Origin of the sequence: Pseudonocardia endophytica, from assembly GCF_004339565.1 — a bacterium.
GTDB lineage: Bacteria > Actinomycetota > Actinomycetes > Mycobacteriales > Pseudonocardiaceae > Pseudonocardia > Pseudonocardia endophytica.
This window is the reverse complement of record NZ_SMFZ01000001.1, coordinates 3,827,241-3,848,715: the sequence shown is the minus strand read 5'-3', so window position 1 is coordinate 3,848,715 and position 21,475 is coordinate 3,827,241. Positions and strand designations below refer to the sequence as shown.

Here is a 21,475-nt window from a genome sequence, read left to right as displayed (position 1 = left end):
ACCCGTCCGGGGCCACGGGCGCGCCGTCCCAGTCCGCGAGGCGCACGTCAGACCGCCACCGGTTCCGCGCGGGCCCGCGCGGCCCGGTCCAGCGCCGCGACGACCGCGGCCTCGGTCCGGATCAAGCGCCGCGCGATCTCCCGTTCGCCTGCCGCCGTCGCCGACGCGACGGACCGGGTCACGTGCTCGACGAGCCGGGCCCGCTCGCGGTCGACCGTCCTGATCCGGGCCACGCAACCAGCCAGCAGCACCAGTCCGGCCGCGACCAGCGCCGCAGCGAGCCCGATGCCGTGCGCGGCCAGAACCGGGATCCCGGCCAGCGCACCGATCAGACGGGGATCGGCGAGGAACGACCGGCGGGCGGGGGCGTCGACGGCCGCCGCCCGCAGGACGTCCGGACCGGTCGTGGACGCGTCGAGCGGCAGGATCACGGCACCGGGGCACAGCCCGGCCGCGAGCCGGCGCAGCGGCGGGCCGGTCTGCTCGTCGAAGGTCCGGTCCAGACGCCCGCCCACCGCGGCGAGCTCGGACTCCAGCCTGCGGTGCAGGGCCGGGAGCTCGGCCGGCCGGGCGCGTTCGATCCGGGCGAGCGCATCCGCCCGGATGACGGCGAGGTCGCCCGCCAGCCGGTCGGCACAGGCCAGTCGCGCCAGTGCCAGCACGGTCCCGACGTCCGAGCGGGGACCGGCCGCGAGCCGCCGTCGTCGCGCCTCGAGCTCGGTGCGCCGGGCGAGGACGGCGTCGGCACGGCGGGTCACGGCGCGTCGCCCGTCGGGTTCGCGCCCGGATCGGCCGGCCCCGAGGAGTCGGCACCGGGCCGGGTCGGCGTGGCCGGTCGACCGGCACCGGGTCCGGTCGGCGCGGCCGGTCCACCCGGAGTCGCCACACCGCCGGGGGCGGCCGGGCTTCCGGGAGCAGACGGACCACCAGGAGCGGCAGGAGCGGCCCGGCGCGCGTACCAGGTCCCGACGGCCAGCAGCACCAGCCCGGCGCCGATGAACGCCGCGACGCGGGCCAGCCCGTCCAGCGTGACCAGGTCGAACACCACGAGCTTGACCAGCGCGGCGACGATCAGGGCGAACCCGGTCCGCCCGGCCGCAGGGCGCTGGAGCCCGCGCACGAGCAGCACCACCCCGAGCCCGGTGATGCCGAGCGTCACGAGCACGTGACCGGACAGGAAGCCGTTCTCGCCGGGCACCACCAGCTGGGCGGCGGCGACCACCAGCCAGCTCACCCCGTAGAGACCCGTCGCGACCGGTAGCCAGGCCCACGCCGCCCATTGCGCGGCCGGCGGCGTGTCGGTGCGCAGCGCCGCGGCCAGTCCGGCCATCGCCACGGCGGCCAGCAGCGCGGCGACGACGAGCGATCCGGGCGGCAGGTCGACGGACGGGACCCGCGACGGCTCGGCGAGCGACGACGGGTCGAGTGCGGTCCCGAGCGCGGCAACACCACCGACCGTCGCGAGCACCGCGCCGGCGAGCTGCACCGGCCGCGAGCGCAGGAACGCGGCGGTGACGAGCAGGACCAGCGCCTCGGCCAGCAGGACGCCGGACAGCGTCACGCCGTTCAGCCAGCGGATCGTCGCGGCCGCGACCAGCAGCGACGCGACCGTCACCGCCGCGATGCGCACGGCCCGTCCGGTGCGCGGGTGCGCGGCCCCCGCCGTCACGGCCGCCGCGGCGAACGTGGTCACGACGGCGGTCACCGTGCCCACCCCCGGCAGCGTCGCGAGCAGCGGCACCGGGGCGAACACGATGCCGATCACCGACGGGGTTCGTGTTCTCCCCACCCCGCCGGCTGCCGACCCCCGGACACCGCGGAGCGCGCCGAGCACCGCGACCCCGACACCGAGCACCAGCGCGAACCCCGCGACGGCGAGCAGGAGACCCGGCATGGCGACGCCGTCCACCTCGGACGTGACGAGCGGGCCGGCCAGCATGGCGTGCAACGCCGTCCCGGCCGCGGCGACCGGGGCGAGGGCGGGCGCGCGGCGCAGCGCCGTCGGCGCCACCCCGATCTGCACGACGACGGTCATCGCGAAGCTGAGCAGGTCCAGGTGACCGGAGACGACCAGCAGCGCCATCTCCACCCCGACGAGCACGGCCAGCGCGAACCCCGTGCTGTCCCACCGGTCCGCGAGCGCGATCCCGGCGGCGGCCACGACCAAGCACAGCACGAGACCGACCGGGGCGGGCACGAGCTCGTAGAGGGTCGTCGCGGCGACCACGCTGCCGAACAGCGCCGTCGTCCCGGTGCCGGCCAGCGCAGAGGGCCCGGCGCCGCTGCGCCCGCCGCGGCGGACGAGCCACGCGGCGAGTCCGATCAGGACGACGCCGAGCCCGGCGCCGGCCAGCACCCGTGCCGTCGGGCCGAACCAGTCCGCGGAGGCGGCCAGCACGAGCAGCAGCACGACGCCGACGAACGTGACCGCGGCACCGGCCCACACCGGGAGCCGGGACCAGTCGGTCGGCCTGCGCGGGGCGGGTGGCGGTACCGGTCGCCCGCCGGGCACCGTCGGCGCGCCCGGCGCTGTACCGGGCGGACGGCCGGGGGCGGGAGCCCACGCACCGGGCGGCGGATACGCCGGGTACGGCGGCGGCACGGCCGCCCTCCACCGCGCCAGCTCGGCCTCGACGGCGCCGAGCCGGGACTCCAGACGCCGGAGGCGATCGTCGAGACCGGTTGTGCCCGCTGTGCTCATGAAACGGAATTGTGCTGCGTACAGGGGCGGAACGGGATGCGTAGGACTACGGGCGCGACGCTCGGTGAGGAAGTTTCCTCGACCGGCGCAACCCTCCGGCGCCCCGCACGTCCCTACACATGAGGGTTCGCCGAATCAGCCGAGACGAAGTAGACCGCACCCAGACCGTGAGACCGTCGTTGGACGGGTAGAGCGGACCCGTATGGAGGAAGTGTGAGCGCCGTAACGCCCGCCCGCCCGGCCGTCACGCCCGGTACCGACGCACCTGTGCGCCCCGGACACGAGACCGGCTCCGGTGCGAGCCAGACGCCCCTCCCGGGAACGTCACCCCGTGCCGCAGTGCCGCAACCGGAGGGACCGGAAGGTTTCCGCCGTCCGCGGCCGCGCCCGGCTCCGCGCCGGTCGTCGAACCCGGCCGTGTCGGTGATCGTCCCGACCCGCAACGAGGCCCGGAACCTCGAGATCGTCCTGCCGGCGATCGCCGCCGTGCGCCCCGCGGTGCACGAGGTGATCGTCGTCGACGGCAACTCGACCGACAACACGGTCGCCGCCGCGCGTCGCACGCTGCCATGGGCGCGTGTGATCACCCAGACCCGCAAGGGCAAGGGCAACGCGATGGCCTGCGGCTTCACGGCCGCGACCGGCGACATCCTGGTGATGTTCGACGCCGACGGCTCCGCCGACCCCGGCGAGATCCCGGCTTTCGTCTCGGCGCTGGTCGCCGGAGCCGACTTCGCCAAGGGCAGCCGGTTCCGCAAGGGCGGCGGCAGCGACGACATCACGCTGCTGCGCAAGTCCGGCAACGCCGGACTGAACGGTGTCGCGAACCGCCTTTTCGGCACGAGCTACACAGACCTCTGCTACGGCTACAACGCGTTCTGGGCCGACCTGCTGCCGCAGCTCGAGCTCCCGGACCCGGCCCAGCCGCAGCCGGAGGACGGCCAGATGCTGTGGGGCGACGGGTTCGAGATCGAGACCGTGCTGAACTGCCGGGTCGCCGCGGCCAAGCTGAAGATCACCGAGGTGCCGTCCGTCGAGCGTGAGCGGATGTTCGGCGAGACGAACCTGCGGACGTTCGCGGACGGCACGCGCGTGCTGCGTACGCTGATGGCCGAGCACCGTCGCGCCGAGGGCCGCCGGAAGGCGTCCGGGTACGCGCGCTGACCGCGACCCCGCGCGGTCGCAACGACCAGCGAGGAGTGAAGCGTCCGTGAGTTCTGCCGTCCCCGCAGGAGCCGGCGAGCCGACCGTCACCGCCAGCGTCGTGGTGTGCGTGTACACCGAGAAGCGGTGGTTCGACATCGTCGGCGCCGTGCGCTCGGTCGCCGCCCAGGACGTCCGGCCGGTCGAGACGATCGTCGTCGTCGACCACAACGACGCGCTGCTGGCACGGGCGGACAAGGAGTTCGGCCCGGACGGCGTGCGGGTGCTGCCGAACCGGCACACCCGGGGCCTGTCCGGCGCGCGGAACACGGCCGTCGCCGAGGCGACCGGTGAGGTGGTCGTGTTCCTCGACGACGACGCGGCCGCTCGCCCCGGATGGCTGCGCGCCCTGCTCGCGCCGTACGCCGACCCGTCGGTGATCGGGGTCGGCGGCATCGCGCACCCGAAGTGGCCGGACGGCCGTCCGCGCACGCTGCCCGGCTCCGCCCCCGCCGACCCGGACGCCACCGGCGAGCTGGACTGGGTCGTCGGCTGCACCTACACCGGTCAGCCCACCGAGCAGGCCGAGATGCGCAACCTGATGGGCTGCAACATGTCCCTGCGCGCCGAGGTGTTCAAGAAGGTCGGTGGCTTCGCCGAGGACATGGGCCGGATCGGGAAGAACCCGCTGGGCTGCGAGGAGACCGAGCTCTGCATCCGCGCCCGGCAGGCCTACACCCGGGAGGGTGGCCAGCCGAAGATCATCTTCGAGCCGGCGGCCGCCGTCGACCACCGGGTCAGCGACGACCGCGTGCACTGGCGGTACCTGCTGCGCCGCGGCTGGGCGGAGGGCCTGTCCAAGGCCGCCGTGTCGCGCGCCGTCGGGACCGGCGACTCGCTGTCCGCGGAGAGCAGCTACACGATGAAGATCCTTCCGGCGGGTGTGGTGCGCGAGGTGCGCGAGCGCAACCCCGTGTCCGCCGCCGCGATCGTCGCGTGCTTCGGCGTCACGGCGGCCGGCTACCTGCGCGGGCGGTTGCCCGGGGCCACGAGCGAGGTCCGGATGCCCGTCGCGGACGGCGCGCACGGCACCACCGCGCCGCGGACCGGTGCCTGAGCCGGCCGCACACCCCGGCCCCACCCGGATCCCGAGCTTCGTCCACCACCGCACCCGGCTGACCGAGGGCCAGCAGCACGCCTGGGAGAGGTGGTGGCCCGAGTACGGCGCCGAGGTGTCCGACGTGCTGCCCGGGCCGGGGGAGCCGCCGTGGGACCCGCGCGCCTGGTTCGGGCGCACCGCCCCGCTCCGCCTGGAGATCGGGTCCGGGATGGGTGAGACGACCGCCGCGCTCGCCGCGGCCGAGCCGGACGACGACCACCTCGCCGTCGAGGTCTACGAGCCGGGCCTGGCGCAGCTGCTGATGCGGATCACCGACGCGGGGCTGACGAACCAGCGACTGCTGCGCGGGGACGCCGTGACGCTGCTGTCCGAGGCGATCGCGCCGCAGTCGCTGGACGAGATCCGGATCTTCTTCCCGGACCCGTGGCCCAAGCGGCGGCATCGCAAACGGCGGCTGGTTCAGCCCGACTTCGTACGGATCGCGGTGTCGCGCATCCGGGACGGTGGACGGTTGCACCTCGCCACCGACTGGCCTGACTACGCACAGCAGATGCTCGCCGTCTGTACGGCCGACCCGGCATTGCGACCGTTCGGCGCGACGGACACGGACGGCTATGCGGAGCGACCCGTCTGGCGTCCGCTGACGAAGTTCGAGCGCAGGGCGGTGACCGACCACCGACCGGTTAGGGATCTTCTCTACACCGCTGTACACGCGCCTGGTACGGGTGATATACGGAGCGTTACCGGATCCCCCGAACCCACCCCGGTGCCTCCGGCCCCGACGACCTCCCCGAGTGACCGCGAAGGACGCCAGTGACGACGGTCGATCCCCCGGACGCCGAGACCGTGACGGTGACGCTGTCCGGCACGCCCAGCCGCTGCCCCGTCGTGAACCGGCCGCGGCCGAGCCCCACGCCGCGGCGACCGGTGATGACGACCGCGGTGCAGGTGACGACGGCCACGCCCGCGCCGGAGCGGACGACCACGGCGACCCCGCTCCCGCGCACCGAGCGGCCCGCGTCCCCCGACCGGACGACGAGGGCGACGCCCGTCGAGGCCGCCACCCGGGCCGTCGCGACCCGGACGACGGAGCCGCCGACGACGGCGATCCCCGGCACGTCGGAGGGGACCGGGGTCGTCGAGCCGGCGGCCGCGGAGGACTTCCTGCGCCAGGTCTACGCGGAGACGACGCCGCCGATCCCGTTCACCGACCGCATGCGGCAGGTGCGCACGGAGATCGATCGGACCGGCCTGTACAGCCACACGACGCACGAGCTGACGTTCGGTGCCCGGATCGCGTGGCGGAACTCGGCGCGCTGCATCGGCCGGCTGTACTGGCAGTCGTTGCAGGTCCGCGATCTGCGGCACCTGCACGACCCGGCGGACGTCGCGCAGGAGAGCGTCGGGCACCTGCGCGCGGCGACCCGCGGAGGGAAGGTCCGCTCCACCATCACGGTGTTCGCCCCGGACGGCCCCGGACGGCCCGGCCCGCGCATCGAGAACGACCAGCTCGTCCGCTACGCGGGCCACCGCAACCCGGACGGGACGATCACCGGCGACCCGCTGCAGGTCGCGTTCACCGACCGCGTCGTCTCGCTCGGCTGGCCGCGCCCGAACCCGCGCGGACGCTTCGACGTGCTGCCGCTCCTGGTGACAGGTAGCGACGGCCGTTCACGCCTGTTCGACGTGCCGCCGGACGCCGTGCAGGAGGTCCGGCTGCGGCACCCCGAGCTCGAATGGTTCGCCGGGCTCGGGCTGCGTTGGTACGCGGTGCCCGCGATCAGCAACATGCCGCTGGAGATCGGCGGCGTACGGTACCCGGCCGCGCCGTTCAACGGCTGGTACCTGGACACCGAGATCGGCGCGCGGAACCTCGCCGACACCGACCGGTACAACCTGCTCCCGCAGATCGCCGAGCGGATGGGGCTGGACACGTCGAGCGTGCGGACGATGTGGCGCGACCGTGCGCTCGTCGAGCTCGTGCGGGCCGTCATGCACTCCTACGACGCCGCGGGCGTCACGATGGCCGACCACCACACCGAGTCCGAGCGGTTCCTCACCCACGTGGCCCGGGAGAAGTCCGCCGGGCGGAAGTGCCCCGCGGACTGGAGCTGGATCGTCCCGCCGATGTCCGGCGGGCTGACGCCGGTGTTCCACCGGTACTACGACGAGCCGGACGAGGCGACGCGTCCCGCGTTCCTGCCACCGCCCGCCGCCGAGTAGGCCGAGTAGCTAGGGCTCGACCGGGGGCGGTCCGGCCATGTGCGGCACCTGGCGGGTGCGCCCGCGGAACTCGGCGACGACGGTGTCCGCCGCACCGTCGCGCCCGAGCGCGCGGACCGACACGTCGTAGAGGCCGGAGCGTCCCGCACGGGCCCGCTCGACCGCGTCGGCGACGAGCTCGTCGCCCAGCGCGGCCGGCCGCAGGAACGCGATGTCCGCCCCGGAGGCCAGCGCGGACACGCCGTAGCTGTTGCACGCGTAGGCCATCGCCGTGTCGGCCAGCAGGAACAGGTAGCCGCCGTGGCAGACGCCGTGCCCGTTGACGTGCTGCTCGGCCACGGTCAGCATCGCGGTGGCGCTGCCGGGCGCGACCCTGGCCAGGCGGACGCCCGCGTCGCGGGAGGCGTGGTCGGCCGCGACCATCGCGCCGGCCGTCGTGTCGGCGACCCGCTGGGGATCGGGTCGGTCGTCGGTACTCACCTGATCAGTCTGACCCAACCGGCCAGCAGCTAGGGTCGGGGTCATGACGAGCGTCGCCACCCAGTCCGCGCCTGCGTCGGCCGAACCGGGTCCGCCGCTGCGCGTCCTGCTGGTCTGGGACGCGCCCAACATGGACATGAGCCTCGGGTCGCTGCTCGGCGCCCGCCCGACCTCGGCCTACCGCCCGCGTTTCGACGCCGTGGGCCGCTGGCTCCTGGACCTGGCCGGACCGGACGCCGAGGCCGAGGCCTGCGTGTTCACGAACGTCGCGGCCGGCAGCGTGGAGACCGTCCGGCCCTGGGTGGAGGCGCTGCGCAACGTCGGGTTCGCCGTGTTCGCCAAACCGAAGACGTCCGAGGACTCGGACGTCGACGAGGACATGCTGCGCCACATCGAGCTGCGGGCGAACGAGGGGCGGCTGCGGCACGTCGTCGTGGCGTCCGGCGACGGCAGGGCGTTCCGCGAGCCGCTGGAGGACCTCGTCCGGCACGGCACCGACGTGTCGGTGATCGGGTTCCGGGAGTACGCGGGCTTCGCGCTGTCCTCCGAGGTGATCTCCTTCCTCGATCTGGAGGACATCGACGGCGTGTTCCGCGAGCCGCTGCCGCGCGTGTCCCTGGACACGCTGCCCGACGAGGGCGCGTGGCTGCCGCCGTTCCGGTCGCTGAAGTCGCTGCTGGACCGGCGCTGACGCCGCCCGTGACCACGCTGCAGCGCCTCACCGCACCGGTGGCGCTCCCGTGTTCCGAGGGGTTCCCGGTCGTCCGCGACGCCGTCCTGGACGTCGACGAGACCGGCCGGATCGCGTGGTTCGGCACCGCGGCCGACGCACCGGCGACGGACGCCATCGCGCGCCCGATGCCCGGCCTGCTGATGCCCGGACTGGTGAACACGCACTGCCACACCCCCATGTCGCTGCTGCGCGGGATGGGCGGCGACCTCCCGCTGATGCCGTGGCTGACCGGCGTGATGTGGCCCGCCGAGGCGCTGCTGACGGCCGAGGACACCTACGCCGGCATGCTGGCCGGCTGCCTGGACCTGCTGCGCACCGGCTGCACGACGAGCGTCGAGATGTACTTCTTCACCGACGCGCTGATCGAGGCCGTGCGCGCGGCGGGCTCCCGAGCCGTGCTCACCCCGGGGATCATCGCCGCGCCCGGCTGGGACCGCCTCGGCACGTGGGAGCAGATGCGCGACGACGTGTCCGCCCGGATCGACGCGCACGGCCTCCGGATCGGCGACGACGAGCGCGTCGAGCTCGGGTACGGGCCGCACTCCGCGTACACGCTGCCGCCCGAGGCGCTGGCGTCGGTGGGCGAGCACGCCCGGGAGCGCGGGGCCCTGCTGCACACGCACGTCGCCGAGTCGCGGCCGGAGGACGCCGTACAGCGGGAGGCGCACGGGTCGGTCCCTGCTCTGCTGGACGACGTCGGCGCGCTGGGCGGGCGGGTGCTCGCGGCACACTCGGTGCACCTGTCGGACAACGACATCGCCCTGTTCCGCCGTCACGAGGTGGCGGTCGCGCACTGCCCGGGCTCGAACTCGAAACTGGCCGCAGGCACGGCCCGCCTGATGGATCTGCGACGGTCCGGTGTGCGCGTCGGGCTCGGCACCGACGGTCCGGCGTCCTGCGACGACATGGACATGTGGAACCAGGCCCGCCTGGCCGGCCTGCTCGCCCGCGTCGGTGCCGAGGACGCCGCGGCGCTCACCGCCGCCGACGTCCTGCTGATGGCCACCTCGGAGGCCGCCGCCTCGATCGGCCGGGACGACCTGGGCGTGCTGGAACCCGGCCGCTGGGCCGACGTGGTGCACGTGGACACCGACGACAGCGCCTTCGTGGCACCGGACGACGACGCCCAGCTCGTGTCCAATCTGGTCTGGGCCGGCGGCTCGCGTCTGATCACCGACGTGTGGGTGGCCGGGGAGCAGGTCGTCGAGGCCGGGGAGCCGACCCGCGCCGACCGCCGCGCCGCGCTCGGCGACCTCCGCGCCGTCTCCGCGCGCCTGCGCTCCGCGCTGGCCTGACCCGCCGCCCCACGCTCCACACCCCCACCATCCCGAACGAACGGCGCCTTCGGGCAATGTCACTGCTCGAAGGTGCCGCTCGTTCGGGAGAGGGGGGTCGGGAGAGGGGGGTCGGTCAGGGGGGTCGGTCAGGGGGGTCGGTCAGGGGCCGAGGAGGCGGGCCAGGTTCTCGTCGGTGAAGCGGCGGTCCGGGTCGTAGGTGTCCCGGACGCGCTGGAAGTCCGTCCAGTTCGGATACGCGACGGCCAGGTCCTCCGGGCGCCATTCGTGCCGTGCCGTCCAGTGTGGACGTCCCGACGCGTCCTCCAGCACCGCACCGGCCAGTCGGCGCAGTGGTTCCTGGGCCGCGCCCCGGGTCCGGATCCGCAGCCACGCCGTCTCCCGGCCGTGGGCCGGGTGGATCCAGCCGGTCTCCGCGGCACCCAGACGGACGCGGACCGGGCGCAGCTCCCAGCCACGCGCCGTCGTCGCGGCACCGAGCTCGCGCAGCGCCCCCCGCAGGGCGGCGCGCGGGATCGCCCACTCCGCCGTGTCCGGGTCCCACGGCTGCGGGTCCGGCAGCACCTCGTGCGGCGGCCCCTCCGTCCCCGGCGTCCACCGGTCCGGCGGCGGCCACGACGACCACGCGGTGGAGGCCAGCCGGGTCACCTTGCGGCCCCACTCCTCGGCCCGGCCTGCGGCCCGGGTCGTGAACCCGGCGGCCGGTGCGGGCTCGCGGTCCGGGTCGACCGGATCGGCCCAGCGCACGACGGCCTGGCCGCCCGGGAGCAGCACGTCCATCTCGGTCCAGGCGTGCCGGGCGAGGACGTCGTCGGACAACACGTCCTCCAGCCGGGTGGCGTGCTCGTGCACGGCCAGCCGGGTCAGCGGCACGGTCCGCAGCTCGAGCGCGGTGAGCACGCCCAGCGCCCCGAGACCGCACCGGACGGCGTCCAGCTCCGCCCCGTCGACGTGGCGCACCACACCCCGTCCGTCGACCAGGCGCGCGGACTCGACCTGGGCGGAGAGCGATCCCTGCAGGGGCGCCCCGCCGTACATCCCGAGCCCGACGGCGCCGCCGACGGTCGCGCGCGCCGCGTCCGGGACGACGGCGAGGGCACGCCCGGCGGCGGCCAGCTCGACGCAGAGATCGGCGATCGCCTCGCCGGCGCGGACCACGACCCGCTCCTCGCCGACGGCCGCGACACCGGTGAGTGCGGACGCGTCGACGACCTGCTCGTCGGTGCGGGCCAACGGGCCCGGCGGGCGACCCGCGGCACCCGTCGGCCGGATCCGCGCCCCCCGCTGGGCGGCCCGGCGCACCGCCGTGACCACCCCGGCCTCGTCCAGTGGACGGTCGGTCCGGCGGGGGCCGTCGGTCGGCTTCGTACTCATCGCCGACGAGCTTAGGACGCACACGCGTCCGGACGGGGGACGACCACCCGGCGACCGGCGCACGGATCCGGCCACCCCCGCGGCTTGTGGCGACGGCCGACCGACGATACGGTTACGCTCCGTGGCGATCATTCGTCGCGCCGTACACCCGAGTCGCGCTCCCCACGGCTCGGCCGCATCCGGTACCGCACGACCGTGCCGGACGCACGCAGGGCCGGTGCCTGCGGTCGGTCCCACCCGACCCCACGCACCGGCCCTCGCACACGCGCTGACGACCCTGCTCCCCAGCCGGTCGTCACCTCGTGTCCCGCGGGCCGAAGCGTCCCGCGGAACGTCCTGCTCCCGGTCGTCCCCACGACCGGGAGCCCACTAGGCGGGGGTACCGAGCCGGTGACGTCCGGCTCCGCCGAGCAGGTGGGCGACCGCGGCGCGGTCGGCGGCACGCTCGGCGTCCCGTCGGGCCCTGTTCTGCTCCGGCACGGCCGCCGCGTGGAAGCCGGCGAGCGTGTCCCCGACGACGTCGCGCCCCCTGCGTGGGGTGCGACGCCGCACTGTCGGCCGGTGCACCGCTCGGACGGCGTTCCCCGAGCCGCGCTGACGCGACCGCCAGCCGTGCACGGTGAGCGCGTGGAAGATCGGCGTCTCGTCCTCGATCTCGTCGTGCGACTCGTGGCGGCCGGGGAACGGCCACGCCCCCGCCTCGATGGCGGCGCGCCGCCGTCCGATCGCGGCGGACAGCTCCTCGTCGTGCTCGTACACCCGGCCCAACCTCCTACAACGTCGCTCACCCGGACCGGTGTGCCGTCCGACCCTGCACCGACTGCCCCACAGCCATGCCGCCGTTCGGCCCACTCTGACTCGGACAACGGGCGACACGCTCGGGTGGAAACGACGTCGGCGCGGCCGTTACAGCGATCTCGTCATGTCCCCTCGGACGGGTGGCACGACCCCTCGACGAGCGCTGTCGAAGTGCGCGCACAGTACGCACTGTGACCCTGAATGGAGCAGTCGTCGACCGCTCGCCGCGACGCGCCGGGGCGCCGCGACACGATCACGTCGGAGATCCGCCGGTCGGCGGCACGACGGTGGGCACCATCGCCCGTTGCGCCACCCGTCCGAGCGGGTCGCCGTGCCGTCGAGGGTCAATCACACGGGTGTCGTTCAACGCAGGGTGACGATCGCGCGTCGGGCTGCTCCACCCGTGCCTCCACCCGTTCCCCAGCGCCGTGGACGCGCAGGCGGCGCGGACCCGCGAGAGAATCGCCGTCGTGCGATTCCTCGTCACCGGCGCCACCGGGTACATCGGCGGACGGCTCGCCCCTCGGCTGCTCGGACGCGAACCGGGGCGGGCGGGCGAGTCCGTCCCGTCCGCTCCGGACGGTGTCCGGGTGCGTTGCCTGGTGCGCGATCCCGGCAAGCTGCGCGACGTGCCGTGGGCCCGCCACGCGGAGATCGTGCAGGGCGACCTCCTCGACCCGGACAGCGTGCGCCGGGCGTGCCGGGACGTGGACGTCGTCTACTTCCTCGTGCACTCGCTGTCCGACAAGGACTTCTCGGCCACCGACCGGCGGGCCGCGCTGATCATGGCCGAGGCGGCCCGGGACGCGGGGGTGAAGCGGATCGTCTACCTGGGCGGCCTGCATCCCGACGTCGCGCCCACCGAGCTCTCGGCGCACCTCGCGTCCCGTGTGGAGGTGGGGGAGACGTTGCTGCGCAGCGGCGTCCCCACCGTCGTCCTGCAGGCGGCCGTGATCATCGGCTCCGGATCGGCCAGCTTCGAGATGCTGCGCCACCTCACCGAGCGGCTGCCGGTGATGGTCACGCCGAGCTGGGTGCACAACCGGATCCAGCCGATCGCCGTCCGGGACGTGCTGCGCTACCTCGTCGCGTCCGCCGACCTCCCGCCCGAGGTGAACCGCACGTTCGACATCGGCGGACCGGACGTGCTGACCTACCTCGAGATGATGCAGCGCTTCGCCGCCGAGTCCGGGCTGGGACGGCGCCGCGTGCTCCCGGTCCCGCTGCTGACCCCGAAGCTGTCCGCGCACTGGGTCAACGTCGTCACCCCGGTGCCGAAGTCGATCGCCGCCCCGCTGATCGAGTCGCTGGTGCACGAGGTCGTCTGCCGGGAGCAGGACATCCTGTCCTGGATCCCGGACCCACCGGAGGGGCGGATCGGCTACGAGCGCGCCGTCCGGCTCGCTCTGGCCAGGGTCACCGACGGCGACGTGGAGACCCGGTGGTCCGGCGCGACCGTCGAGGGCGTCCCGTCGGACCCGCTGCCGAGCGATCCACAGTGGTCCGGCGGCAGCGTGTACGTCGACGAGCGCGAGCAGCCCAGCACCGCGGGCACGGACGAGCTGTGGTCGGTGATCACCGGGATCGGTGGCGAGCGCGGCTGGTACTCGTTCCCGCTCGCGTGGTCGGTGCGGGGGTGGATGGACCGGGCGGTCGGCGGCGTCGGGCTCAGCCGTGGACGGCGCGACCCGGACGAGCTGCACACCGGCGACGCCCTGGACTGGTGGCGGGTCGAGCGGCTGGTGGAACCGCACGGCGCGCGCGACGGTGCCGACGACGTCCCGGCCGGCGAGGGGCTCCTGCGCCTGCGGGCCGAGATGAAGGTGCCAGGACGGGCGTGGCTGGAGATGGCCGTGCGTCCCGACGACGGCGGCTCGATCTACCACCAGCGCGCCGTGTTCGTGCCGCACGGCCTGCCCGGATACCTGTACTGGTGGTCGGTCGCGCCGTTCCACGGCATCGTGTTCGGCGGCATGGTCCGCAACATCACCCGTACCGCGGAGCGGGCACGCCACGGCGAACCCGGTTCCACCGGGCGCCGGTCCTCGCGGCGCAGGGCCGCCTGACCGTCAGAGCATCAGGGCGGGTTCGAGTACGCGCAGCGACGGGTCGAGAAGGACCCAGCGCCCGCCCGCGGCCTCGATCCCCGGCACCGTCTCCCGGACCTCGTCGGCCAGTTCCGGCAGGAACAACAGGACCCGGTCCGGACGGGAGTCCACGAGCTCGCCGGGCGTGACGATCGGGATGTCGGTGCCCGGCATGCGCCTGCCCTGCTTCGCAGGCGACGCGTCGCCGACCACGCTCAGCAGTCCACTGTCCAGACCGGCGTGGCTGACCACCGGGACGGACCGGGACGCGGCCCCGTACGCGGCGACCGTGCGCCCCGCCTCGCGCTCGGAGACGAGCCAGCCGCGCAACGCCGCCGCGTTGCTCTCGGCCGCACCCTGCAGGGCACACAGCGCTCCGACGTCGTCGACGCCGACGGTGCGCTCCTCGTCGATCAGCCGCAGCGTGGCGGCGTCGGGCCGCGGGTCCCGGTTCGCGGTGAGCAGGATCGTGCCGCCGGACAGCGGGTAGCGCCACGCGCGGTGCACGCCGAGCCCGTGCCGACGCAACGCCGCGTCGAGCGTCGGCAGCGACCAGTACGCGTAGTGACCGTGCCGGAGGTCGAACCACTGCCGCAGCGACAGCACCGTCCCGAGCGTCAGCATCTGGACGGCGAGCGTGCCGCCCGGCGCGAGGGACGCCGTCCGGGCGCGCAGGGCCGCGTCCTGGTCGGCGTCGTGGAGCAGGCCGTAGAAGTCGACGACGAGGTCGGCGGTCCGTCCGGCCGCGGTGACCATGCCCGCGTCGGACAGCCGACCGAGCCACGACTCACCGTGCGGGCTGCCGAACTCGGCGACCGTCGCACCCGGCAGGACGAGACCCTCGGCGTCCAGACGGGCGATCGACCGGTCGCTCTGCTCGGCGACCGAGCGCGGCTCGACGCCGAACAGCTCGTCGGAGGCGTCCGCGTCGCTGCACAGCTGCGACAGTCCACAGCTGCGGCAGCACCACATACGCAACAGGAAGTCGGGATCCGGCAGCGGCTCGTCCCGCCACGGCATGCGGTCCCACGCGGGCTGCCGACCGAGGTCGAGCACGACGTCACCGGCGTCGCCGCGGCAGGACCGGCAGCGCATCCCCACGGCGTCGACCATCGTCACCTCGATCCTCGATATGTCCGGATCACGGTAGGGCCGCAACAGGGATTGCCCACCAACTCCCGTTTCGTCGTGTGACGCAGTCGGTCCATCCCCCTTTCGGACCATTCCTGTTGCAGCACGTGACCGAGGGCCCGACGTTTCGTTGCCCTCAACGAAGGTGGTGCTCCCGGGCGTGGTCACGGACCGCGCCCCGGCGGTGCGGTTCGACGACGTAGACGGAGGTCTGCCGTGCAGGTTCACCGGACGGTCATCGACGGCGTGCTCCTGTTCGTCCCGGCTCCGGCCGTCGACCGGCACGGCGACGCGACGGCGACGTTCGACGCGTCGGTCGCCCGTCGCCACGGGGTCGACCCCTCCCGGTTCCTGCAGGACTCGCAGTCCCGGTCCACCCGCGGTGTCGTGCGCGGGCTGCACGGGCGGATCGGCCGGGGCGAGTCGAAGCTCGTCCGCTGCGCGCACGGCGCGATGCACGACGTCGTGGTCGACGCCCGCCCGTCGTCACCGACGTTCGGCCGGGTCGCCGGCTTCCTGCTCGACGACACGGACATGCGCCACCTCTACATCCCGGCGGGATGTCTGCACGGATTCCAGGCCTTGAGCGAGACGGTCGACACCTGCTATCGGATCGACACCCCGCACGAGCCGACCGAGGACGTCGCGGTCCGTTTCGACGACCCGGACCTGGCCGTACGCTGGCCCCTGGCTGCGGGGACGATGAGCGGCCGCGACCGCGCAGCGGGAAGCTGGTCGGATCTCTGCGGGCTGCTCGGCGTACCGGCCCCGGAGCGGGTGTGTGCCGTCGGATGGTGACGTCCGCCCCACCCGTCGGTTAGGTCACGATCCGGTCACGTAGCATCTGCCGGAGCCCGCCCGGACCGACGACGCCCCAGGCGCCGGCTCCCGATCCGACCGGTGACGAGGGGTTCACTGAAGTGCTGAACGACCGCGAACGACAGTGCCTGGCCTCGATGGAGGAGCACCTGCGCCACAGCGACCCCCGGCTCGTCGCCGGCTTCCGGTCGCTGGAGAGGGCCAGGCCCCGCCGGGTGCACCCGGCCCGTCCGCGGACCGCGCACGGCTCGACGCACCGCTCGATGCACGGCGCGGGCCCGGTCCCCTGCGTGATGCTCGCCGTCGCGATGCTGCTCCTGCTCGCCGGCGCGGCGACCGGCGCGATGACGATCGTCGTCGGCGGCATCGTGATGGCCCTGCTCACGCTCGGCGTGGCGGCCACCAGCGCCCCGCGCCCCGGTCCCGGCTTCGCCTGAGCGTCCCGGCGTTCCGTTCCGGGGCGTCCGTCAGCTGTGCGCCAGATCGGAGAACCGGCTGTAGTGCAGCTGGTGCGCGACGGTGATCGTGTTCGTGGGCCCGTTCCGGTGCTTGGCCAGGATCAGGTCCGCCTCGCCCGCCCGCGGGTCGTCCCGCTCGAACGCGTCCGGGCGGTGCAGCAGGATCACCATGTCCGCGTCCTGCTCGATCGAGCCCGACTCACGCAGGTCCGAGAGCATCGGCCGCTTGTCGGTGCGCTGCTCGGGACCACGGTTCAGCTGGCTGATCGCGACGACCGGCACCTCGAGCTCCTTGGCCAGCAGCTTGATCTGCCGGGAGAACTCGGACACCTCCTGCTGGCGTGACTCGACCTTGCGGCCGGACGTCATCAGCTGCAGGTAGTCCAGGATGATCAGCTTCAGGTCGTTGCGCTGCTTCATCCGCCGGGCCTTCGCGCGGATCTCCATCAACGTCAGGTTCGGCGAGTCGTCGATGTAGATCGGCGCCTCGGAGATCTCGCTCATCCGGCGCGCCATCCGCGTCCAGTCGTCGTCGCTCATCCGCCCGGCCCGCATGTCCGCCAGCCGGATCCGTGCCTCCGCCGAGAGCAGACGCATCACGATCTCGGACTTGCTCATCTCCAGCGAGAAGAACGCGCTGGTCATACCGTGCTTGACCGAGCACGACCGCGCGAAGTCCATCCCCAGCGTCGACTTTCCCAGACCGGGCCGGGCCGCGACGACGATCATCTGGCCCGGGTGCAGGCCGTTCGTCGCGGCATCCAGGTCCGCGAACCCGGTCGGCACGCCGAGCGCGACGCCGCCCCGGGAGGCGATCGCGTCGATCTCGTCCATCGTGGGCTGCAGCAGCTCCTCGAGCGCGACGTAGTCCTCGCTCGTGGTGCGCTCGGTGACCTCGTAGATGGCCGCCTGCGCCCGGTCCACCACGTTGTCGACCTCGCCGGTCTCCGACCCGTGGTATCCGAGCTGGACGATCCGGGTGCCGGCCTCGACCAGCCGGCGCAGGATCGCCTTCTCCCCGACGATCTCGGCGTAGTACGCGGCGTTCGCCGCCGTCGGCACGGTGGCGATCAGCGTGTGCAGGTACGGCGCACCGCCGAGCCGGACGAGCTCACCGCGGCGCTGCAGTTCGGCGGACACGGTCACGGCGTCCGCGGGCTCACCGCGGCCGTAGAGGTCCAGGATCGTCTCGTAGACCGTCTGGTGCGCCGGCCGGTAGAAGTCCTCCGGGCGCAGCACCTCCACGACGTCGGCGATCGCGTCCTTGCTCAGCAACATGCCCCCGAGCACCGACTGCTCGGCCGTGAGGTCCTGCGGCGGCTGGCGGTCGAACGCGGAGCTCGGGGCACTGCCGTTCTGGTCGTTCTGCGACTGCTCACCGTCGCGCACGGCACGCGGCCGGCCCGTCGGTCGGTCGTCGGTCACAGCCATACGCAACGTCACCCCCTGCTCGGCGCCGGATCGATCGTATCGAACATCGGTTCGACACGCCCGCGGACTCTCCGGCCGGACGTCGGGGCGTCCGGAACCGGCGGGGTGTTCGGGGCACCCCTCCCTGCGGGCCGGCCGACGCGAGGTTAGGCGCCGTCGGGCCGCCGGACGAAATGCCGCTGTGGGGCGATCTGGGGACGACCTGTGTACGACCGCCGCCCGCCCCGGGACCGACGTGTGGACAACCTGGGGATCGATCCCGAGATCCACTCGTCGTCGCAGCTCAGAGGCATGGGGACGGGTGTGGACAAACCTGTGTGGCGTGTCGCCGGACGACACGCGATCGGCGTGTCGGTGCGTCTCGGGAACCGTTCACCGACGAGCGCGTCCACAGGGCCGCCGGACGAACTCCGCGTCACCTGACGGCGTGTCGCGGTCGAACCACCGATGTGGGTGTGGTGACCCCCGGACGGGCCGTGCGGGTGGACCGGGCCCGGACACGACGAGAAGGCGGTGCCCGGAGCTCATCGCTCCGGACACCGCCTTCGTCACGTTCAGTGAGCGGCGGGCCCGCCCGCCGGCTCAGCGGGCGACGACCGCCAGCTGCAGCTCGGAGGTCACCTCGGGGTGCAGCCGCACGGTGACCGCGTGCTTGCCGATCGTCTTGATCTGCTTCGGCACGTCGACCGACCGCTTGTCGAGCGTCGGGCCGCCCGCGGCGCGGACGGCGTCCACGACGTCGGTCGGCGTGACCGAGCCGAACAGCCGGCCCGCGTCGCTGGCCGCCTTCGCCTCGACGACGACGTTCAGCTCGGCGAGCTGGCCGGCGACCTCCTGGGCGTGCCCGAGGTCCCGGATCGCCCGCGAGCGCTGCGCCCTGCGGATCTGCTCGACCTGCTTCTCGGCGCCGCGGGTGGCGACGACGGCCAGCTTGCGCGGCAGCAGGTAGTTGCGCCCGTAGCCGTCCTTGACGTCCACGATGTCGCCGGGCTCGCCGAGGTTCGGGACGTCGGCGTTCAGGATGAGCCTCATTCCGGTCCCCTCCCTCAGCGCGCGGTGGACGTGTACGGCAGCAGCGCGACCTCGCGGGAGTTCTTGACCGCGACGGCCACGTCCCGCTGGTGCTGCCGGCAGTTGCCGGTGACCCGACGGGCCCGGATCTTGCCCCGGTCGGAGATGAACTTGCGCAGCAGACCGGTGTCCTTGTAGTCGATCGGCTGAGCCTTGTCCTTGCAGAACGCGCAGACCTTCTTCTTCGGCTTGCGCACGATGGCCTTGGCCATGGTGTGGTGCTCCTGGGGTGGGTCGTGGCACCGCCCGCACGCTCGGCGCGCGGTGCGAATGGTCTCTAGAAGGGGGGCTCGTCGTCGCCGGACGGGCCGCTGCCTGCGGGCGGTGCCGACCCCCACGGGTCGTCGTAACCGCCGCCCTGGTTGCCGCCACCGGAGCTTCCGCCCTGGTAACCGCCACCTCCGCCGCCGTCGTAACCGCCGCCACCGCCGCCGAAGCCACCGCTCCCGCCGCCGCGGCTGACCTTGTTGACCTTCGCCGTGGCGTAGCGGAGAGACGGGCCGACCTCGTCGACCTCCATCTCGACGACGGTGCGCTTCTCGCCCTCACGGGTCTCGAAGGAGCGCTGACGCAGGCGGCCCTGCACCACCACCCGGGCGCCCCGGGTGAGCGACTCGGCGACGTTCTCCGCCGCCTGCCGCCAGATGTTGCACCGCAGGAACAGCGCCTCGCCGTCCTTCCACTCGCCGGACTGGCGGTCGAAGGTGCGCGGGGTGGAGGCGACGGTGAAGTTCGCGACCGCGGCGCCGGACGGGGTGAACCGCAGCTCCGGGTCGGCCGTCAGGTTGCCGACCACGGTGATCACAGTCTCGCCGGCCATGATCGAGCCTCCCTCAGCCTGCGACGGGCGCCGGCGTGCGGGTGACGTCCTTGCGCAGGACCTTGGTGCGCAGCACGGACTCGTTCAGGCCGAGCTGGCGGTCCAGCTCGGTGACCGTGGCGGGCTCCGCCGTGATCTCGACGACCGCGTAGATGGCCTCGGCCTGCTTGTTGATCTCGTAGGCGAGACGGCGCTTGCCCCAGACCTCGATCTTCTCGACCGAGCCGCCGTCCGTGCGGACGACCGTCAGGAACTGCTCCAGGGACGGCTGCACGGTGCGCTCGTCCAGGCTCCCGTCGAGGATGACCATGACTTCGTAATGACGCATGAGAACCACTCACCTCCTATGGACTGTGTGAACGGCCACGACCCGTTGGCCGTGACAGGAGGTTCTCAGTGCCCCCCGACAGAAACGCGCCACCAGGGGCGTTGGCGTCGGGATGACCGGTCGAGATTACCAGCGGCGCATCCCCGACCTGCGGCGCGGTGGGTGTAACGGCGCGACCGACCGTCGGCGAGTCCCCCTGCGGCCGTCCGACCCCGGAGACAGGAGTGTCCCGTGCCAGAGCCCGTCGTCCACCAGAGCCCGGCCTGGATCCTGTCCGGGATCATGAACACGCCCGGCTTCCTGTCGCTGTACGACGGCCGGCTGTCGTTCGTCTCCGACGACGGCGTCGTGTTCGACGAGCCGCTCGCGCGGGTCACCGACGTCAGGTTCCCCTGGTACTACTTCTCCGGCGGCTTCAAGGCGACGATCGGCGGCACGCCCCGGCGGATCTCGCTCACGAAGCCCAACGGGGCGCCGGATCCGCAGTCCGGGTGGCTGGTCAGCGGCGGTGACGACCTGTTCTCGGCCGCATCGTCGCTGGCCGACGCCGGGAAGGGCCGCACGAGCGGCAAGCAGTGGCGGGCGGTGCTCACCGGCTCCGGTGTGCGGACCGGCTGAGCCGACCGACCGGGCGCAGCGGCGCCGGGCCCCGGCGGGGCGGGACTGTCGGTGGGTCTCGCTACCGTGTCGGCATGCAGATCGGGGCGCACGTGCGCGACGCCGAGGACCCGTTGGCCGAGGCCGCGGAGGTCGGGGCAGACGTGGTGCAGATCTTCCTGTCGGACCCGCAGGGCTGGAAGAAGCCGCCGCCGCACCCGCGTGCGGCCGAGCTCGCCGCGTCCGACGTGGGGGTCGTCGTGCACGCGCCGTACCTGGCCAACGTGGCCTCGGCGAACAACAAGATCCGCATCCCGTCGCGCAAGATCGTGCAGCAGCACGCCGCCGGCGCGAAGGAGGTCGGGGCGTTCGGCCTGGTCGTGCACGGCGGGCACGTGACGCGCGACGAGGACCCGGCCGTCGGGATCGACAACTGGCGCAAGTTCGTCGAACGCCAGTCGGGCGAGGGCGGGTTCGACGTGCCGATCCTGCTGGAGAACACGGCGGGCGGGGACAACGCGGTCGCCCGCCGGTTCGACATGCTGGGTCGCCTCTGGGACGCGATCGGCGAGTTCGACGTCGGCTTCTGCCTGGACACCTGCCACGCGTTCTGCAGCGGCGAGGAGCTGACCGACGTCGTCGACCGGGCGAAGGCGATCACCGGCCGGATCGACCTGGTGCACCTGAACAACTCGCGCGACGAGTTCGACTCGGCACGCGACCGGCACGCGAACATCGACTCCGGGACGATCGAGCCGGAGGTGCTGGCCGCCGTCGTGGCCGCGGCGGGGGCGCCCGTCGTCGTCGAGACACCCGCGGAGGGGCAGGCGCAGGACATCCGGTACCTGCGGGAGAACGCCTCCTGA

Annotated in this window: 22 protein-coding genes; 11 read left to right on the top strand and 11 right to left on the bottom strand. The window is 73.6% G+C overall.

Annotated features, from left to right (window positions below; all coding sequences use genetic code 11):
* Positions 1-47 precede the first annotated feature (47 nt).
* Together EV378_RS17895 and EV378_RS17890 are read right to left on the bottom strand one after the other, a co-directional pair.
* A complete protein-coding gene (locus EV378_RS17895) occupies positions 48-758 on the bottom strand; it encodes a hypothetical protein (RefSeq protein ID WP_132426865.1) in 711 nt (236 codons plus the stop codon).
* The gene (locus EV378_RS17890) at positions 755-2,701 is read right to left on the bottom strand and encodes a DUF2339 domain-containing protein (RefSeq protein WP_132426863.1); all 1,947 of its coding nucleotides are present in this window, start codon (positions 2,699-2,701) and stop codon (positions 755-757) included. The genes EV378_RS17895 and EV378_RS17890 overlap by 4 nt, the downstream gene beginning before the upstream one ends.
* Positions 2,702-3,118: 417 nt before the next feature.
* Between EV378_RS17890 and EV378_RS17885 the strand changes: the two genes are divergently transcribed.
* Genes EV378_RS17885 through EV378_RS17870 form a run of 4 tightly spaced genes read left to right on the top strand, consistent with a single transcriptional unit; the run spans position 3,119 to position 7,187 of the window.
* Positions 3,119-3,865 (top strand): glycosyltransferase family 2 protein, encoded by a 747-nt coding sequence (locus EV378_RS17885; protein WP_243653527.1) that lies wholly within the window; start codon positions 3,119-3,121, stop codon positions 3,863-3,865.
* Positions 3,866-3,911: 46 nt separating this feature from the next.
* Positions 3,912-4,961 carry a glycosyltransferase family 2 protein gene (locus EV378_RS17880; protein WP_132426861.1) on the top strand — a complete coding sequence of 350 codons (1,050 nt, stop codon included), beginning with the start codon at positions 3,912-3,914 and terminating at the stop codon, positions 4,959-4,961.
* Positions 4,954-5,781: a tRNA (guanosine(46)-N7)-methyltransferase TrmB gene (gene trmB, locus EV378_RS17875; RefSeq protein WP_132426859.1), complete on the top strand. Its 828-nt coding sequence runs from the start codon at positions 4,954-4,956 to the stop codon at positions 5,779-5,781. The genes EV378_RS17880 and trmB overlap by 8 nt, the downstream gene beginning before the upstream one ends.
* Positions 5,778-7,187 (top strand): nitric oxide synthase oxygenase, encoded by a 1,410-nt coding sequence (locus EV378_RS17870; protein WP_279389635.1) that lies wholly within the window; start codon positions 5,778-5,780, stop codon positions 7,185-7,187. Before trmB ends, EV378_RS17870 begins: the two co-directional genes overlap by 4 nt.
* A gap of 9 nt (positions 7,188-7,196) precedes the next feature.
* Here the strand turns inward: EV378_RS17870 and paaI are convergent, their stop codons facing one another.
* On the bottom strand, positions 7,197-7,610 hold the full coding sequence (gene paaI / locus EV378_RS17865) for a hydroxyphenylacetyl-CoA thioesterase PaaI (RefSeq protein ID WP_132428076.1): 414 nt from the start codon (positions 7,608-7,610) through the stop codon (positions 7,197-7,199).
* A gap of 100 nt (positions 7,611-7,710) precedes the next feature.
* Here paaI and EV378_RS17860 point away from each other — a divergent pair, with 100 nt between their 5' ends.
* On the top strand, positions 7,711-8,358 hold the full coding sequence (locus EV378_RS17860) for an NYN domain-containing protein (protein ID WP_132426857.1): 648 nt from the start codon (positions 7,711-7,713) through the stop codon (positions 8,356-8,358).
* Positions 8,359-8,366: 8 nt separating this feature from the next.
* Positions 8,367-9,695, top strand: a complete 1,329-nt coding sequence (locus EV378_RS17855; protein ID WP_132426855.1) for an amidohydrolase family protein — start codon at positions 8,367-8,369, stop codon at positions 9,693-9,695.
* Positions 9,696-9,836: 141 nt separating this feature from the next.
* Here EV378_RS17855 and EV378_RS17850 read toward each other — a convergent pair whose 3' ends face one another.
* Together EV378_RS17850 and EV378_RS17845 are read right to left on the bottom strand one after the other, a co-directional pair.
* On the bottom strand, positions 9,837-11,069 hold the full coding sequence (locus EV378_RS17850) for a D-arabinono-1,4-lactone oxidase (protein ID WP_165922325.1): 1,233 nt from the start codon (positions 11,067-11,069) through the stop codon (positions 9,837-9,839).
* A 369-nt stretch (positions 11,070-11,438) separates the two neighbouring features.
* A complete protein-coding gene (locus EV378_RS17845) occupies positions 11,439-11,828 on the bottom strand; it encodes a hypothetical protein (protein WP_132426851.1) in 390 nt (129 codons plus the stop codon).
* Positions 11,829-12,337: 509 nt separating this feature from the next.
* Here EV378_RS17845 and EV378_RS17840 point away from each other — a divergent pair.
* Complete coding sequence (locus EV378_RS17840; protein WP_132426849.1) at positions 12,338-13,933, top strand: SDR family oxidoreductase; 1,596 nt, start codon at positions 12,338-12,340, stop codon at positions 13,931-13,933.
* Positions 13,934-13,936: 3 nt separating this feature from the next.
* Here the strand turns inward: EV378_RS17840 and EV378_RS17835 are convergent, their stop codons facing one another.
* Positions 13,937-15,067 (bottom strand): class I SAM-dependent methyltransferase, encoded by a 1,131-nt coding sequence (locus tag EV378_RS17835; RefSeq protein ID WP_243653633.1) that lies wholly within the window; start codon positions 15,065-15,067, stop codon positions 13,937-13,939.
* Positions 15,068-15,301: 234 nt separating this feature from the next.
* Here EV378_RS17835 and EV378_RS17830 point away from each other — a divergent pair, with 234 nt between their 5' ends.
* Both EV378_RS17830 and EV378_RS17825 read left to right on the top strand, forming a co-directional pair.
* The gene (locus EV378_RS17830) at positions 15,302-15,883 is read left to right on the top strand and encodes a dTDP-4-dehydrorhamnose 3,5-epimerase family protein (protein ID WP_132426845.1); all 582 of its coding nucleotides are present in this window, start codon (positions 15,302-15,304) and stop codon (positions 15,881-15,883) included.
* A 122-nt stretch (positions 15,884-16,005) separates the two neighbouring features.
* Positions 16,006-16,341, top strand: coding sequence for a DUF3040 domain-containing protein (locus EV378_RS17825; RefSeq protein WP_132426843.1), 336 nt, complete (start codon positions 16,006-16,008; stop codon positions 16,339-16,341).
* Positions 16,342-16,371: 30 nt separating this feature from the next.
* Here EV378_RS17825 and dnaB read toward each other — a convergent pair whose 3' ends face one another.
* The 5 genes from dnaB to rpsF all read right to left on the bottom strand — a co-directional run bounded on the left by dnaB (position 16,372) and on the right by rpsF (position 20,012).
* A complete protein-coding gene (gene dnaB, locus EV378_RS17820) occupies positions 16,372-17,793 on the bottom strand; it encodes a replicative DNA helicase (protein ID WP_132426841.1) in 1,422 nt (473 codons plus the stop codon).
* A gap of 582 nt (positions 17,794-18,375) precedes the next feature.
* Positions 18,376-18,825 carry a 50S ribosomal protein L9 gene (gene rplI / locus EV378_RS17815; RefSeq protein ID WP_132426839.1) on the bottom strand — a complete coding sequence of 150 codons (450 nt, stop codon included), beginning with the start codon at positions 18,823-18,825 and terminating at the stop codon, positions 18,376-18,378.
* A 14-nt stretch (positions 18,826-18,839) separates the two neighbouring features.
* Positions 18,840-19,076 (bottom strand): 30S ribosomal protein S18, encoded by a 237-nt coding sequence (gene rpsR, locus EV378_RS17810; protein WP_010226886.1) that lies wholly within the window; start codon positions 19,074-19,076, stop codon positions 18,840-18,842.
* A gap of 65 nt (positions 19,077-19,141) precedes the next feature.
* Positions 19,142-19,684 carry a single-stranded DNA-binding protein gene (locus EV378_RS17805; RefSeq protein WP_132426837.1) on the bottom strand — a complete coding sequence of 181 codons (543 nt, stop codon included), beginning with the start codon at positions 19,682-19,684 and terminating at the stop codon, positions 19,142-19,144.
* A 13-nt stretch (positions 19,685-19,697) separates the two neighbouring features.
* On the bottom strand, positions 19,698-20,012 hold the full coding sequence (gene rpsF / locus EV378_RS17800) for a 30S ribosomal protein S6 (protein ID WP_132426835.1): 315 nt from the start codon (positions 20,010-20,012) through the stop codon (positions 19,698-19,700).
* 231 nt (positions 20,013-20,243) lie between these two features.
* On the opposite strand from rpsF, the gene EV378_RS17795 reads away from it, so the two are divergent.
* Positions 20,244-20,630, top strand: a complete 387-nt coding sequence (locus tag EV378_RS17795) for a hypothetical protein (protein WP_132426833.1) — start codon at positions 20,244-20,246, stop codon at positions 20,628-20,630.
* A 74-nt stretch (positions 20,631-20,704) separates the two neighbouring features.
* Positions 20,705-21,475 (top strand): deoxyribonuclease IV, encoded by a 771-nt coding sequence (locus tag EV378_RS17790; protein WP_132426831.1) that lies wholly within the window; start codon positions 20,705-20,707, stop codon positions 21,473-21,475.

Excerpts from the sequence above, each read along its gene's own strand:
- rplI (WP_132426839.1), bottom strand. The coding sequence starts at position 18,825 with ATGAGGCTCATCCTGAACGCCGACGTCCCGAACCTCGGCGAGCCCGGC.
- EV378_RS17890 (WP_132426863.1), bottom strand. The coding sequence starts at position 2,701 with ATGAGCACAGCGGGCACAACCGGTCTCGACGATCGCCTCCGGCGTCTG.
- rpsR (WP_010226886.1), bottom strand. The coding sequence starts at position 19,076 with ATGGCCAAGGCCATCGTGCGCAAGCCGAAGAAGAAGGTCTGCGCGTTC.
- EV378_RS17790 (WP_132426831.1), top strand. The coding sequence starts at position 20,705 with ATGCAGATCGGGGCGCACGTGCGCGACGCCGAGGACCCGTTGGCCGAG.
- EV378_RS17850 (WP_165922325.1), bottom strand. The coding sequence starts at position 11,069 with ATGAGTACGAAGCCGACCGACGGCCCCCGCCGGACCGACCGTCCACTG.
- rpsF (WP_132426835.1), bottom strand. The coding sequence starts at position 20,012 with ATGCGTCATTACGAAGTCATGGTCATCCTCGACGGGAGCCTGGACGAG.
- EV378_RS17805 (WP_132426837.1), bottom strand. The coding sequence starts at position 19,684 with ATGGCCGGCGAGACTGTGATCACCGTGGTCGGCAACCTGACGGCCGAC.
- EV378_RS17835 (WP_243653633.1), bottom strand. The coding sequence starts at position 15,067 with ATGGTCGACGCCGTGGGGATGCGCTGCCGGTCCTGCCGCGGCGACGCC.
- paaI (WP_132428076.1), bottom strand. The coding sequence starts at position 7,610 with ATGGTCGCGGCCGACCACGCCTCCCGCGACGCGGGCGTCCGCCTGGCC.
- dnaB (WP_132426841.1), bottom strand. The coding sequence starts at position 17,793 with ATGGCTGTGACCGACGACCGACCGACGGGCCGGCCGCGTGCCGTGCGC.
- EV378_RS17860 (WP_132426857.1), top strand. The coding sequence starts at position 7,711 with ATGACGAGCGTCGCCACCCAGTCCGCGCCTGCGTCGGCCGAACCGGGT.